14 protein-coding genes are annotated in these 15,404 nt (G+C 34.8%); 13 read left to right on the forward strand and 1 reads right to left on the reverse strand.

Annotated features, from left to right (window positions below; genetic code table 11):
• Positions 1-319: 319 nt before the first annotated feature.
• The 5 genes from hflX to YW9_RS0108920 all read left to right on the forward strand — a co-directional run bounded on the left by hflX (position 320) and on the right by YW9_RS0108920 (position 5,547).
• On the forward strand, positions 320-1,543 hold the full coding sequence (hflX, locus tag YW9_RS0108900) for a GTPase HflX (protein ID WP_018279820.1): 1,224 nt from the start codon (positions 320-322) through the stop codon (positions 1,541-1,543).
• A gap of 166 nt (positions 1,544-1,709) precedes the next feature.
• Positions 1,710-1,946, forward strand: a complete 237-nt coding sequence (locus tag YW9_RS0108905) for an acyl carrier protein (RefSeq protein ID WP_018279821.1) — start codon at positions 1,710-1,712, stop codon at positions 1,944-1,946.
• A 121-nt stretch (positions 1,947-2,067) separates the two neighbouring features.
• A complete protein-coding gene (gene fabF, locus YW9_RS0108910) occupies positions 2,068-3,315 on the forward strand; it encodes a beta-ketoacyl-ACP synthase II (protein ID WP_018279822.1) in 1,248 nt (415 codons plus the stop codon).
• A 12-nt stretch (positions 3,316-3,327) separates the two neighbouring features.
• Entirely contained in the window at positions 3,328-4,077 is a 750-nt protein-coding gene (gene rnc / locus YW9_RS0108915) for a ribonuclease III (protein ID WP_018279823.1), read from the forward strand.
• A gap of 138 nt (positions 4,078-4,215) precedes the next feature.
• Positions 4,216-5,547, forward strand: coding sequence for a sugar MFS transporter (locus YW9_RS0108920; RefSeq protein WP_018279824.1), 1,332 nt, complete (start codon positions 4,216-4,218; stop codon positions 5,545-5,547).
• Positions 5,548-5,765: 218 nt separating this feature from the next.
• Here YW9_RS0108920 and YW9_RS0108930 read toward each other — a convergent pair whose 3' ends face one another.
• Positions 5,766-8,015: a GH92 family glycosyl hydrolase gene (locus YW9_RS0108930; protein WP_018279825.1), complete on the reverse strand. Its 2,250-nt coding sequence runs from the start codon at positions 8,013-8,015 to the stop codon at positions 5,766-5,768.
• Positions 8,016-8,465: 450 nt separating this feature from the next.
• Here YW9_RS0108930 and YW9_RS12765 point away from each other — a divergent pair, with 450 nt between their 5' ends.
• From YW9_RS12765 to YW9_RS0108970, 8 genes are all read left to right on the forward strand, one after another.
• Complete coding sequence (locus YW9_RS12765) at positions 8,466-9,164, forward strand: NigD1/NigD2 family lipoprotein (protein ID WP_018279826.1); 699 nt, start codon at positions 8,466-8,468, stop codon at positions 9,162-9,164.
• Between the two features lie 291 nt (positions 9,165-9,455).
• Positions 9,456-10,025, forward strand: a complete 570-nt coding sequence (locus YW9_RS0108940) for an RNA polymerase sigma factor (RefSeq protein ID WP_018279827.1) — start codon at positions 9,456-9,458, stop codon at positions 10,023-10,025.
• On the forward strand, positions 10,022-11,290 hold the full coding sequence (locus tag YW9_RS0108945; RefSeq protein ID WP_018279828.1) for an outer membrane beta-barrel protein: 1,269 nt from the start codon (positions 10,022-10,024) through the stop codon (positions 11,288-11,290). The genes YW9_RS0108940 and YW9_RS0108945 overlap by 4 nt, the downstream gene beginning before the upstream one ends.
• A 151-nt stretch (positions 11,291-11,441) precedes the next feature.
• Positions 11,442-13,007, forward strand: a complete 1,566-nt coding sequence (locus YW9_RS0108950) for a thiol-activated cytolysin family protein (RefSeq protein ID WP_018279829.1) — start codon at positions 11,442-11,444, stop codon at positions 13,005-13,007.
• Positions 13,008-13,257: 250 nt separating this feature from the next.
• Complete coding sequence (locus YW9_RS0108955) at positions 13,258-13,836, forward strand: Crp/Fnr family transcriptional regulator (protein WP_018279830.1); 579 nt, start codon at positions 13,258-13,260, stop codon at positions 13,834-13,836.
• A gap of 73 nt (positions 13,837-13,909) precedes the next feature.
• Positions 13,910-14,236 carry a nuclear transport factor 2 family protein gene (locus YW9_RS0108960; protein WP_018279831.1) on the forward strand — a complete coding sequence of 109 codons (327 nt, stop codon included), beginning with the start codon at positions 13,910-13,912 and terminating at the stop codon, positions 14,234-14,236.
• A 36-nt stretch (positions 14,237-14,272) separates the two neighbouring features.
• On the forward strand, positions 14,273-14,608 hold the full coding sequence (locus YW9_RS0108965; RefSeq protein WP_018279832.1) for a TfoX/Sxy family protein: 336 nt from the start codon (positions 14,273-14,275) through the stop codon (positions 14,606-14,608).
• A gap of 228 nt (positions 14,609-14,836) precedes the next feature.
• Positions 14,837-15,394 carry a Crp/Fnr family transcriptional regulator gene (locus YW9_RS0108970; RefSeq protein ID WP_018279833.1) on the forward strand — a complete coding sequence of 186 codons (558 nt, stop codon included), beginning with the start codon at positions 14,837-14,839 and terminating at the stop codon, positions 15,392-15,394.
• The last annotated feature ends 10 nt before the right edge of the window (positions 15,395-15,404 follow it).

Raw genomic sequence — 15,404 nt, forward strand, 5'->3', positions numbered from 1 at the left:
AGGTTTTCACTGATTTTACTAAAATCCTTAATAGATATAAACAAAGAATAGCATATTTCAGGCTATAAACTTAATCATCTTTTTTAATATATAAAATTTCTCTTTTAGTACCAACTTCTATTTCAAGAATGATTTTTTCTTCATCATTGCTAAGAATATTCACTTTTGAGAAATGGACTATACCTGTTTTCGAGTACGGATTGAAAAATATATCTGATTCTTTAACCAATATTTGTTGGCGATATATCCAATTTACCTATCACAACTCATAATAAAAAATTATTTTGTTATTTTTGCACACGAAACAATTAAGCATACTATGCTCGAACAGATAAATCTAAATTACGAAAAAGTGGTGTTGGTGGGAATCATCAACCAAATGCAAGACGAAGAAAAATCAAAAGAATACTTAGATGAATTAGAATTTCTTACCTATACAGCGGGTGGAGAAGTTTTACAACGATTTACTCAAAAGTTAGATGTTCCAAATCCGAAAACCTTTATAGGAACGGGAAAAATGGAAGAGGTTCAGCAATTCGTGGAAGAGAATGGAGTTGGGACTGTTATTTTTGATGACGAACTTTCCCCTGCACAGCAAAAAAATATTGAACGTATCTTGAAAGCCAAAATTTTAGACCGAACAGGGCTTATTTTGGATATATTCGCACAACGGGCTCAAACCAGCTATTCCCGAACCCAAGTGGAATTAGCTCAATATCAATATCTTTTACCCCGGTTAACGGGACTTTGGACACACCTTGAACGCCAACGCGGGGGGATTGGTATGCGTGGACCTGGGGAAACGGAAATTGAAACTGACCGTCGTATCGTACGTGACCGTATCGCACTTTTGAAGAAAAAATTAGCAACCATTGACCGCCAAATGGCTGTGCAACGAAGCAATCGTGGGGCGATGGTACGTGTGGCGCTTATCGGATACACCAACGTAGGAAAATCTACCATAATGAACGTAATTAGCAAAAGCGAAGTCTTTGCCGAAAATAAACTTTTCGCTACGCTTGACACCACAGTACGAAAGGTAGTTATCGGAAATCTTCCTTTTTTATTGTCTGATACTGTCGGTTTTATCCGAAAACTACCCACTCAGCTTATTGAATCATTTAAAAGTACGTTAGATGAAGTTCGTGAAGCGGATTTACTACTTCATATTGTAGATATTTCGCATCCAAATTTTGAGGAACACATTCACTCAGTAAATCAAATTCTTTCAGAAATAAAAAGTGCTGATAAACCTACAATTATGGTTTTCAACAAAATAGACACTTACAAACATCAAACTATCGCAGAAGATGACCTCATCACCGAACCTACCTCCAAACATTTCACATTGGAGCAGTGGAAACAAACGTGGATGAATAAAGTGGGCAATGATGTACTTTTCATTTCGGCATTAAATAAGGATAATCTGGAGGAATTTCGCGAAAAAGTGTATGCTAAAGTGCGGGAAATACACATCACACGTTTTCCGTACAACAACTTCTTGTATCCAGAATTTATCGAAGAGGACACAGAAACAAATTAGTGTATCTATATACTATTTTTTTATTTCATAAATTTTAAAGAATTATTTTTCAATAGGTTAAATAGTTTAACATTGAAAAAAAAGGTATATTTTTTAATAAAAGTGGTATTTTAGGAAAAAGTTTATTACTTTTGTCCCCAGTATTTATAATTAAAAAAAGAAAATTATGTCAGACATTGCATCAAGAGTTAAAGCTATTATTGTTGATAAGTTAGGTGTTGATGAAAATGAAGTAGTTGCAGACGCAAGCTTCACAAACGACTTAGGAGCTGATTCATTAGACACAGTGGAATTGATTATGGAGTTCGAAAAAGAATTTGATATTCAAATCCCTGATGACCAAGCAGAAAATATTTCAACTGTTGGTCAAGCAATTAAATATATTGAGGAGGCTAAACAATAATTTTTAAAATTGTAAGCTATGAACAGTGAGCTGTAAGCCTTGGACTGTAATTTTATTTAGAGTTATAGCTTATAGCTCACTATTTTTTTACTAAATTAATCTGATAAATTTGTTTAATTCTATGAAAACTAGACGTGTTGTAGTAACAGGCTTAGGTGCTTTAACCCCAATTGGGAACAATGTTGAGCAATATTGGGAAAATTTAATTGCAGGTATAAGTGGAGCAGCTGCCATAACACATTTTGATGCTTCAAAATTCAAAACAAAATTCGCTTGTGAGGTAAAAAACTTCAAAGTAGAAGATTTTTTGGATAGAAAAGAAGCCAGAAAATTAGACAAATTTGCACAATACGCTCTTGTCGCTTCTGATGAAGCCATTAAAGATGCTAAAATAAACCCCGAAACGATTGATAAAGACCGCGTTGGCGTTATTTGGGGTTCAGGAATTGGAGGACTAGAAACATTTCAAGAAGAAGTTATAAACTTCACAAAAGGAGATGGAACACCGCGTTTCAATCCTTTCTTCATTCCTAAGATGATTGCGGATATTGCATCGGGAATGATTTCTATTCGTTATGGGTATAGAGGTCCCAATTTCACTACAGTTTCTGCTTGTGCATCAGCAGCTAATGCAATGATTGATGCACTAAATTACATTCGTTTAGGACACGCAGACGTTATTATTTCAGGAGGATCAGAAGCAGCAGTTACTGTTGCAGGAATGGGAGGTTTTAACGCCCTTCACGCACTTTCTACACGCAATGATGATCCTGCAAAAGCTTCTCGCCCGTTCGATGCCAACAGAGATGGCTTTGTTTTGGGAGAAGGAGCTGCAGCGATAGTTCTGGAAGAATATGAACACGCAATTGCCCGTGGAGCTACTATCTATTGTGAATTTGCAGGGGGAGGACTTTCGGCAGATGCCCACCATATGACGGCTCCACACCCAGAAGGATTAGGAGCTAAAAATGTGATGCTCAATTGCTTACGAGATGCGGGTGTACAGGCAGAAGAAGTTGACACTATCAACCTACACGGAACGTCTACTCCTTTGGGTGACATTGCTGAATCAAAGGCTGTATTGGAAGTTTTTGGTCAACACGCATACAACATTAACTTAAACTCCACAAAATCAATGACAGGACATCTGTTAGGTGCTGCAGGAGCTGTTGAAGCAGTAGCTTCAATTCTTTCTGTGAAACACGGAATAATTCCTCCGACAATTAACTTTGAAACGCCTGACGAGCAAATTGACCCAAAACTGAATTTCACTTTTAATAAAGCTCAAAAACGAGATGTAAAAGTAGCTATGAGTAATACTTTTGGTTTTGGAGGACACAACGCTTGTTTACTATTCAAAAAAATATAAACCTTGATTTGTGTGTTTCGCTTAAAAGAAATATTCAATTTAACCCGTTTTAATAAGAAAAAAGACGGGATTTTTTATTCCAAAATGAAAGCTCTTTTAGGATACTCACCAAAGAACTTATCCATTTATAGTGAGGCTTTTACACACCCTTCTTTCCAATACAAGAAAAGTACACGCAAAAGTTATGAGCGTTTGGAATTTTTGGGAGATGCTATTTTAGGAGCTGTCATTGCAGATTATATTTTTAGAAGTGCTCCAGATGAAGATGAAGGATACCTTACAAAAATGCGTTCCAAAATTGTCGAAAGGCGTCACTTAAATCGGTTGGGAGAAGAGTTGGGTTTGTTGGATTTTCTTCGCACAAAATTAAGTCACAAGCAGTTAGGTAATAATATTACTGGAAATTTGTTTGAAACTTTGATAGGTGCAATCTATTTAGATAAAGGATACGGAGAATGTTCTAAATTCATTGAGAAAAAGTTAATAAATCCTTATATTAACCTAAAAAATTTAGAAGAAAAGGTCATCAGTCATAAGAGTCTTCTTATTGAATGGTGCCAAAAACACAAACGAAGCTTTTCATTTGAAACTGAAGAAGATACGGAAGACAGGTCAAACATTCGTTATTTCGTAGCAAAAGTTTACATTGAGGGATTTCCCGTCACAAAGGCTCGAGCAACCTCCAAAAAGAAAGCTGAAGAAAATGCTTCAAAACGTGCGTGTTACAAAATTCAAGGTAAAAATTATTCGCTAAAATCATAGTTGTATTATTTTAGTTTGTACTGATTTTTAACGCTTTATTATTCAGTTATAATTATAACAAAATAAAATGTTAAAAATTAACTAATGTATAGGATAATATTGCTAACTTTGCTTTTGCAATTTTAACACCTATACACGATGAATAGTACACAAAAAAGTTACAAAAAAGCATTCATATTTGTTACTGCTTTGTTTTTTCTTTGGGGATTTGTTACCGTATTGATAGATTCTCTTATTCCGCGTCTTAGAGATGTTTTTACGCTGAATTATTTTCAAGCAGGAATGATTCAGTTTGCTTTCTTCACTGCTTATTTTTTATTTTCTATCCCAGCAGGATTTATTCTAGCAAAGATTGGCTATCAAAGGGGGATTATCTTAGGATTGTTAACGATGGCAGCAGGTTGTTTTTTGTTTTACCCAGCAGCCTCTCAACGTATGATGGTGGTGTTTATGTTAGCAGTATTCGTATTAGCTAGTGGAATTACGTTCTTGCAAGTAGCTGCTAATCCGTATGTATCTGTATTGGGAGATGAATCAGGAGCTTCAAGTAGGTTGAATTTATCACAAGCATTCAATTCTTTAGGAACCACGATTGCCCCCATCGTTGGTGCAATTTTTATCCTAAGTGACAGAGTTAAGGGAAGTGACGAAATAAATGCGTTAAGTCAGGCAGAACAAGAGGCTTACTTTGCAACAGAAGCAGCGGCTGTACAAACCCCTTTCTTGAGTATTGCTGTATTTATAATCATAATGGCGGTAATTTTTGCCTTTGTAAAATTACCCAAAATTACTGGTGAAAATAGCACCACAGATTCTACAAAAGGGTATTTTTCTTTATTTAAAAGGCAAGGGCTGATGTTAGGAGCTGTTGCTATATTTCTGTATGTAGGGGCTGAAGTTGCCATTGGAAGTTATTTGGTTAACTATTTCGTGGAAATCAATATAGCTAAGGAAGTTCTTGAGAATCAAACAATGCGTTCCATCGTTGTTAGCTTAGGAAAAGTTTTTGGTGAACAAGACCTAACAAGCAATGACCCTAAAGCTGTGGTCGGTATCTTTGTTACATTCTATTGGGCAGGAGCAATGTTAGGACGTTTTGTTGGGGCATTTCTAACGAAAATTATCGCTCCCTCTAAGGTGCTTATTTTCTTTTCATTAATTGCGATATCTTTAATATTGGTATCAATAAACACAGATGGTTTACTATCAATGTGGAGCATCTTAGCAGTCGGATTGTTTAACTCCATTATGTTCCCGACTATTTTCACATTAGCTTCGGAAGGACTTGGAGAGTTGAGACCTCAAGCATCAGGTATTTTATGTACAATGATTGTAGGAGGGGCTATCATTCCACCAGTATTTGGATTTTTAGCAGACAACATAGGCTTTAAAATGGCTTTCTTGGCTCTTGTGGTTTGTTATAGTTTTATACTTTTCTTTGGATATTATAAAAGATTTATCAAAGTTTAAACACTTAAAATCGTTATAAAAATTAAAAATAATCCGTTGCATTAAATTGTAACGGATTATTTTTTGGACGCAAAATCTAATCTTGTTTTTATTTCTTGAGTTAAATAACTCTTTTAGAATTCTATCTTTTACAGCCTTATTTTGGCTATTTCAGAAAAAACAAAAACCTTCTCAAGAAATTTTTGAGAAGGTTTTTGTAAATTTTGCTCTCTATTATTTTATTTTTGACTTTTCAGCTCAAAACGTATTTTTTTAGCCTTTTTCAGCTGATCGTGTGTGATGAAATATGAGTCATAAGGCTTTTCATCAATATAAATTTGCTTGATGTAAATATTTTCAGGAGAAGCATTTGATTCGATAATTAGTTCGCCATTTGGATAGTATTTTTTATCTAAAGCAAGTGTTATTTTATTGAATTTGGGCGAAGTGAACGTATAAATAGGTTCCCCTGGGCTTACCGGATAGAATCCCATCATTCCGTAAATAAGCCAAGCCGACATAACGCCTGTATCTTCATTTCCGGGTAGTCCCGCAGGTTTATTTTGAAAATATTGTTCAATTAAATCGTGTACACGTTTTTGTGTTTTCCATTCGCTTCCTTTAATATAATTGTAAAGGTAAGGATAAGCAATATCAGGTTCGTTTGCCATATCATATTGACCTTTATCAAAGATGTAATCCAATTGTTTTTCAAATGATTTCGCCCCTCCCATCATTTGCATCATTCCTTTTACGTCGTGAGTGACCATATACACATACTGCCACGCATTTCCTTCGATATATCCCACATTTTTCTCAAAGTTAGCACCACTTTCAGGATTAAACGGAGCATACCACTTTCCGTTAGCGTGACGCGGACGTAACAACTTGGTTTGCTTATCAAACAACTTACGATATGAAAGAGATTGTTTATTAAATCGCTCAAAATCTTTCTTTTTACCAAGTTTTTTTGCTAATTGAGCTATTGCAAAATCGGCAATATTATACTCCTGTGTAGTGGATACAGGACCAGCAACTCCGCCATCTACACTCAAATAACCCAAATTCCAATATTCTTCCACACCCAAACGTATAGGATTATTTTTCAATGTATTAGCTCCTTTAAGCATCGCCTGATAAGCTTTCTCTACATCAAAATCGGTGAGTCCACGTAAATATGTGTCTGCCAAAACAATACTTGCAGGGTCACCTACCATCGTAAAAGTTTCAGTAGAATTGAGTTCCCACTTGGGCAGCCAACCACTTTCGTCATAAATATCCAACATCGTTCTGACCATACCAAGTTGTTGCTCAGGATAAAGTAGTGTCATTAACTGATGATAATTCCGATAAGTATCCCAAAGTGAAAAAACTGTATAACGCTCGTTCGATTTTCCAATTTTATTGGTGGAACTCTCTGGATATTCGCCATTTATATCGTTAAAAATGTGCGGGTGAATGAGAGTGTGATATAAACCTGTATAAAAAATTGTTTTTTGGTCGTCATTACCTCCCTCCAAAGCCACATTAAATTGCTTATTCCATTCGTTTTTAGTTTGTTGATATACTTCTGTAAATGATTTGTTACCAATTTCTTTCTCTAAGTTTTCTCGAGCGTTTTCGATACTCACATACGAAACACCTACTTTCATTTCCACAACCTCTTCTTTATCAAACTTATATCGGAAATAAGCCCCAATGCTATCGCCTACTACTTCTCTTGTGAAACCTTCTTTCAAGCGTACTTTTCCGTTATAAAGCATCCATTCGGCTTCTACTCCATCATATTTTTCTGGCTTATGCCAAATACCGTACGAATCTGCTGGTTTCGACAATTTCGCCACAAAGTACACAGGATAAGCCAATTCGGGACTATTATAACAAAATGAACCGACCATTCGTACGCCTTGTACTTCTGTTGGTGAAACAATTTTCAACATCGCTCCTTGTTCATTAGTAAGCCCTAAGCCCAAATTTATCAACACATTAGCATCTCCTTTTGGAAAATAATAACGACTTACTCCTGCCCTCATTGAGGCTGTCATTTCAGCTTTAACATTGTACTTGTCAATATGTGTACTGTAGTATCCTGCCGAAGCCTTTTCCTCTTTATAAGTTGAGCCATACTTCAGATGATTCGTTTCAAGTTCACCAGTTGTAGGCATAGCGATAATTACTCCCAACTCAGGACAACCTACCCCACTCATATTCACGTGTGTAAATCCTGTCAGAAATTTATTTTCATTAACGTATGGATTTGATAGCCAACGACTATCTTTTTCGAGCGGATTTTCAATTCCTTTTGTGTCAAAAGCGACATTAAAAGGGGAAACACTGAGCATTCCGCGTGGAGCAATTGCCCCAGGGTGTGTGGCTCCGAAATTTGACGTCCCGATGAATGGATTTACGTAATCTGCAGGTGTTTTTTGTGAAAAAGACAGCTGAAAAGCTAAAAGAAAAGCAAAAAAGCTAAATTTAGATAATTGCATAGTATATATATTTTTTTCTTATCAATTCAATAAAATATCCGCAAATATATAAAATTATTTTAAGAACTTGGAAGCTTTGAAGTATGTTGTTCCGTTCAGTTTTTGACTTTCAGCCGCCGCAACCATTTCATTTGTTAAATTTAGAATTATCTTTGCAAAAATGCATTCCTATTGGGGTTTTACAATATAGTTCCAAAATACTTTGATTGAAGAAATAAGCATTTATTTAAAAAGAGAGAAAACTATAACTCTAAAAATTAAAAATAATTTTCAAGAGTCGAATTCAAAGCATAAAAAACTATATTTCAAATAGTTAAAACACCATTTCAACTCATAAAACACAAAAATTCCACTCTCAGAAATGTAAAATTTAGTTAAAATTTAATTTTCGATGCAAGATTTCCGAATTATGGGGTTTACTATGGTGAATTAACATCAAAACAAATTACAATGAACACGTTTAGATTTTCAAAGTATGCCTTGGGGCTTTTGATAACTGCGTTTTCTTTGCAGTCTTGCCTCAAAGATGATAAGATTACTGACTTGCGACCTACCGCAGTAGTAACCGTGCGACCACAAGCTGATGACACCTTCTTTCTTCAGTTAGATGACGTCACTCGATTGAATCCTACCAATATGAAAAAATCTCCTTTCGGAAAAAAAGAAGTAAGAGCATTGGTAAAATACACAAAAGAAAGTAACGACACAAAAAGCAAAGCTCAGAATGTACGCATTCACTGGATAGATAGTATCCGAACCAAACAACCAGTACCTAATTTGGGAGCAGATAACAATACTAAGTACGGAAATGACCCAATAGAAATTGTGAGAGATTGGTTAACTGTAGCAGAAGATGGTTATTTAACACTTCGAGTTCGTACACAATGGAGCCGAGCCAACGTAAAACATAATATTAATTTGGTAACTGGCATCAATCCTCAAAATCCATACGAATTAGAGTTACGTCACGATGCCAAGGGTGATATTGGAGGACCAATGGGAGAAGCTATCATAGCCTTTAACTTAAACGACTTACCTCCGGGTACAGACCCATCGAAAAAAGTGAAACTAAAACTGAAGTGGAAGTCATTTAATGGTGAAAAATCTGCTGATTTCGACTTGCAACTGCGTCCTAAAGTTAAACCTTAGCGATTTCATATCCTTAAGAGAGAATTGGCTTTAAGTAAAACGATTAATCACTAATAAAAAGACAAAAAATCACCGCGTAGAATGGGTTTTTACCGAATTCAAACTAATTCTTACTGATAATAAATGATTTTTCATCACACCAAAATGGACTTTTAATGGTAAAAATCCATTTCTATGCGGTAACACTAAAGAAAAATATCTGAATATTCCCTTTTAAAGTAAATGGAGTGGACTTATATGGGTAGTTAAAGTCCACTTCATTATCTACCAGAAAAGGAATAATTGTAAAAAATGGCGTCGAACGATAACGATAATGAACAAAAGCTCCTGCTGGAATTACAAAAAGGTAGTGAGCAAGCAATGAGAGAGATATACCACCATTACGTAAGGTATCTTACTGCTGTTTGTTTTCGTTATTTGCAAGATGAAGAAGACGTGAAAGATGTGCTTCAAGAGGCTTTCTTGAAAATATTTGCATCTGTACATTCGTTTGAATATCGTGGCGTAGGCTCACTAAAAGGCTGGATGACAAAAATTGTAGTTAATGAAACACTAAAATTTATGAAACGAAACAGCCAAACGATGTTTGTTGAGCTTAAACAAGAAAAAATGGATAGCATCGACGAAGAGCCTGATACTTCAGGAATTCCATCGAATGTTATTCATCAAATGATACGAGAGTTACCCGATGGCTATCGCACCATCTTCAACCTTTATGTGATTGAAGAAAAAAGCCATAAGGAAATTGCAGCGTTGTTGAATATTAAAGAAAGCTCCTCTGCTTCTCAGTTTCACAGAGCCAAACTTTTGTTGGCTGACAAAATTAAACAGTACAGAACTCTTAATTCTGCTTCGTTATGAAAGAAAAATGGTTAAAAGACATACAGCAGCGAATGGCTGACTATCAAACCGATGAGCCCGAAGGTTTGTGGGAAAGCATACAAGCGAAAATGTCGCAAAAAAATAAAAAACGCTCACGAGCTGTTTTGTTCTTGTGGACAAAACGTTTTGCTGCCGCAGCTGCTATAATCGCTTTTGTGCTGACTTTAAATCATTATTTCAACAATGAAAAGGAATTATCCAACGTTACTGTAGCAGAAATTTCTGATGAAGAAATAAAAATTATTGACCATAAATCGCCAATTTTTCCAATCGAAGAGGAAAGTGAGATTTTAACCATTGAGAAAATCAAAAAATCAAACGGATTACAAAATATCACTTTTGTTAAGAATAGAAAAGTTTCAACTGAAGAGGTTGCTGATGAATTTTTCATCGCAATAAATGAGGATAAGACTGTCAATCAACCTGAAACAAAAACAAAAGAGAATGCTTGGGCTGTAGCACCTCAGCCTAAAAAAAATCAAGAGAAAATCGTATCCACTGAGGAACTTCCTTTGGAAGCAATTGCAGAAGTTGATAATAAATCTCGACGTAATCGTCTGTCTTTTGGGATTTTTACCTCTGGCGGAATGGGGTCTTCTCTAAGTAATAAAACTGAATCAACAAGTGATTTTGTGATTTTAGACACTGAAGATGAAGAAGCAACAATGTGGAAAGATAGCCCACTGCTCGGCACACTTGTTTTTAGCAGTGAAGAGCAAGTGGAAAACGAAGCCAAACATCGATTACCTATCCGAACAGGAATTTTATTCGCTTATCATTTTAGTAATCGTTTTGCTTTGGAAAGTGGGATAACTTACACTCGTTTGATTTCTGATTTACGAGAGGGAAGCAAAGCCAATTATTTCACCAGTGAGCAGAAATTGCACTATGTAGGGTTGCCTATCAACTTAAAGTATCAGCTATTTTCTTGGAGAGGTTTTGAATTGTACTCTTCTGCGGGTATACTTGTCGAGAAAAATGTGTCTGGAACATTACATAAAACACATTATTTTGATGGAAATATGATGAAAGGAGAACGAGAAAACATCAAAATCAATCCTTTACAATGGTCAGCTAATGCATCTTTTGGATTTCAGTATAACTTTTCATCATTGATTGGTATTTACGCTGAACCTAGTATAAGTTATTACTTTAGCAACAGCACACCTATAAAAACAATTTATCAAGACAGACCATTTAATTTTCATTTGAATTTCGGATTACGATTTTCTGTAGGAAAATAAACTCATTATTACTTTTACTAAATTACGCTGTGGTTTCGCATATAAACCTAAAAACGTTCACAACTTATATATACTAACATTCTAATAACTCACTTTACAACGATTACAAGTTGTAAAAAAACAAAGAAAATTAATAATTAAATTATATTATATGCAAACACAAATTTCAGTAAAAGCAGCTTTACTTGCTTTGTCATCAACAGTACTTTTCTCTTGTCAAAAGGAATCAGACAACGTAAACGATTCAAGCTCAAACCTTAATGCATTTGTTTCTGCATTACCTTCTGTAAAACAAATTGAGCCTTTTTCCGAGAGATTAGTTTCTTCAGAACAAGGTAAAAATTTATTTGGTAGATTGGCTTCATCAGACCCAATTTTAGTGAGTGGTAAGAAAAAAGAGTACGAACAGGCTCTACAAGTAGAAGAGCAACTACTTTTCTCTGAGGATCAGGAAATTTTTTACCCTGGTGCTTTACTAAAAGCTAAAACTGTGGTAGAAGGGTCTTACGCTCCGATTGTAACACCTCGTAAGCCTTTAACAATTTCTACTTCATTAATTGGCGATAAAACTTCTTTCACTGTAGAAAACCCAAAACTTTCAACCGTTCGTGATGGAGTTAGCTCTCTACTTACTCGAAACTTTGATACTCCTGCTGCTAACATCACTTATTCGTATGAAGAGGTTCATAGTGAATCGCATCTAAAAATAGCTTTAGGAGCCGGATATAATGGTACTTCTACAAGTGTTAAAGGAAACTTTTCTTTCAACAAAGAAGATAAATTAAACCGATTTGTGGTAAAAATTCAACAAGTTTTCTATACTCTAGATATTGATTTGCCTCAACAAGCTTCAGATTTTTTCCCTGAAAACTTCGATTATTCGCAATATCTTGCTAACGAAAAAGAGAAACCTTTGTTCATTTCATCTATCAAAATGGGTAGAGTTTTCCTTTTGGGAATTGAAACTAGCCTTTCTAAAACAGAAGCAGAGGCTAAAATTCAAGCTTCTTTCTTAGGAGGTAAAATAACTGCAGATGCAGAAGCTGCATTCAAATCATTAAGCCAAAACTCAACCATCAGAGGTCGTGTATTAGGAGGTAATTCAAAACTAGCTGGACAAGCAATTCGCGACATTGCTGAAGTAAAAAATTTCTTAGAAGAGGGTGCTACTTTCAGCAGACAAAATCCTGGTATTCCGATTTCTTACAAATTGAGAGAATTAGGTACAAACCTTCCTTTCAAAACAGTTATTTACTCTAAATACTTGAAAACTGATAGCTCTCCAAATGCGAATAAAAAACTTGATTTCAAAATATATTTAGGCAGAAAAGATTTGAAAACAAGTACAGGGAATGTAGTTGAGCGTTTAGGAAAAGGATTCATCGAACGTAAAAGTATGAAGAATTCAGCTTCTGCGGTAAGAGAAGAAATTAAGTTTTACGAAAAGGATGTACACATTATCAAGGCTATTCAAGCACTTGAAAAAGATGAAAAAATAACTTTCATTTTCAATCGTAATGATGCTGATGATGAATTTAAGGGAGAGTTTACGTTCGAATTACCTTCTTTCGATGACTTGGTTCTTGAAGCTGAGAAAGGCATAAGTGAAAACAGAAATATGTACGATAAAGACAACGGAGGAAAACCCCTTGTAATAAAAGACAAAACAGGTAAACTTATATTAACATTAGAATTAGAAGAGCAAAAAGTATATTAATTGTTTGCAGAAATGATTTAGGCTTTTTTATTACAAAAAAGCTTAAGTCATTTTGTCAAAATTATTTTTGCAATAAGTACCATAACTATATTTTAAGTTCTGAATTAGAAAAAATCACCTTTTGGGTGGTTTTTTCTTTATATAAAATTAATTATCAAAAATAACAGAAATGCTCCAATTATGGAGCGTTTTGTGAATAATTTTAATTGTATTTTGAAAAATATTGTACTTTTGTGGAAAAATACTGACAATGTCAAACACTCTTGATTTTTCTAAAATATATGCACATCCATTGATTTTTGGAAATGACCTTAAAAAGATTACACAGGCTCATTATAGGATTGAAATCAAAAAAGGAGAATATATCTTACGAGAAGGACAAACGGCTCGAGATTATATGATTTTGGAAAGTGGTATTGTTCAAAGTTTTGTATATGATTACAAAGGAAATAAAATTACGACAGATTTCTTTTGCAAAAATGAAATTATAGTGCAAGAACTATCGTTATTCAACCATCTACCAAGTGCTGAAAGTATTGTCGCTTTAACCGATTGTATAGCTTGGAAGATTGATTTTAAGGAGTTTCAGAAATTGTATCATTCTCTTCCGGGCTATGCTGAGTGGGGGCGACTCTTTATGACCCAAAAGTTATTTCAAATAAAAAAACGCTCGCTTGAAATGATTACACTTCCTGCAAAAGAGCGTTATCTACAATTTCTAAAAGATAAACCGCAAGTGATTCAGAATGTACCTTTAAGGCAAATTGCTAGTTACTTAGGAATTACACATACTTCCTTAAGTCGGATTAGAAAGGAAGTTTCACTATAAGTTGAAAATGTTGCCTTATGGCAACATTTTTTTATTTTAAAGACACTACTTTTGCCCCAAAAATCAGAATAAAATGAAAGAACTTTTAGCAACTTATTACAAGGGGTTTGCACAGAAAGCAAACTGGGAACAAACTTTAGACGAAGATTTTGTTTTTATAATGAACGACGGAGAGCCTCTTTTGGGAAAACAGGCTTATATAGAAATGTACAGAAATTTTTGTAAAAGCTACCAAACAATGCGAGTAATCCAAACGATAATAGAAGGAGATAATGCCTTTGTGTTGGCAAATTACGATTGGATTTTGCCCAACGGAACTATACAAAATGGTAATGTTGCCGAGATATGGAAAGCAGAAAACGGACTTTTGAAAGAGCTGAAAATCTATTTTCATAAGTAGAAAACAGGCTTTAATGATAATCGATATAGTATAAAAATGGCTTACAATGAAGCTTTAGCCAATCGGGTGCGTGAATTTTTAGCAAAAATTCCTGAAATTGAGGTTGAAGAGAAGAAAATGTTTGGGGGGTTAGCATTTTTGGTAAACGAAAAGATGTGTATTAATGTTAGTGATGACCGTTTGATGTGTCGTTTCGACCCCCAATATACCGAAGGGCTTACCGAAAGGCAGGGTTATTTACCTTGCATAATGAAAAATAAGGATTTGAAAGGCTACTGCTATGTGGAAGAAATAGGCTACAAATCAGCAAAAGATTTTGCTTTTTGGCTTAATCTCTGCTTGGATTTCAACAAAAAAACCAAGAAAAAGTAATTATTTGAAATCATAAAAAAATGGCACAATCAAAGAACAACATCGTAACCCACGGATTGGGTGGGAAGATTGGCAAAATCATCTTATCCAAAGTCTTCATATTTTGATATCTTTTTACCCCACCATATTATAGTGTTGCGAATATTACGTTTCTTTTTATACCCTATATTTTGCTGTAAAATGAGCTTTGCAAATTATTTTATACCTTTGTAAAAAAAACAGGACAAAGTGGAAGCACTTCTCAACGCCATACAGAATTACGTTCCTCTTTCTTTCAAAGAGAGAGAATTGATAAAAGGATTGTTTTCGGAAATTTCGGTTTCCAAAAACACTCATCTTTTAGAAGCTGGTAATATATGTAAATATCTCTATTTCATAAAAGAAGGATTGTTTCGTCATTTTATCGACGACCAAACAGTACACTTTAGTAGCGAAAATTCATTTATGTGTGACCTGACAAGTTTTTCCACACAAACTCCTTCTATAAAATCGTTTGAAGCCTTGGAAAACAGCATTTTATTTAGGATTTCTTATAATGATTTACACGAATTCTGTAATAAAGTGCAACACGGCGAACGATTTAATCGCTTGGTCGTAGAAGAAGCTTTCAATAAAACTGTTTTGTATATCTATGCTCTTCAAAAACAAACTCCCACAAAACGATACGAGACTTTTCTACAGCAATTTAAAGGATTAAGCCAACGAATACCACAATACTACATTGCTTCCTACATCGGTGTAACTCCACAATCGCTAAGTCGTATCCGCAGAAAAATGGTTTCCTGAAAAGCATTTA

The organism is Capnocytophaga cynodegmi DSM 19736, assembly GCF_000379185.1.
Taxonomy (GTDB): Bacteria; Bacteroidota; Bacteroidia; order Flavobacteriales; family Flavobacteriaceae; genus Capnocytophaga; species Capnocytophaga cynodegmi.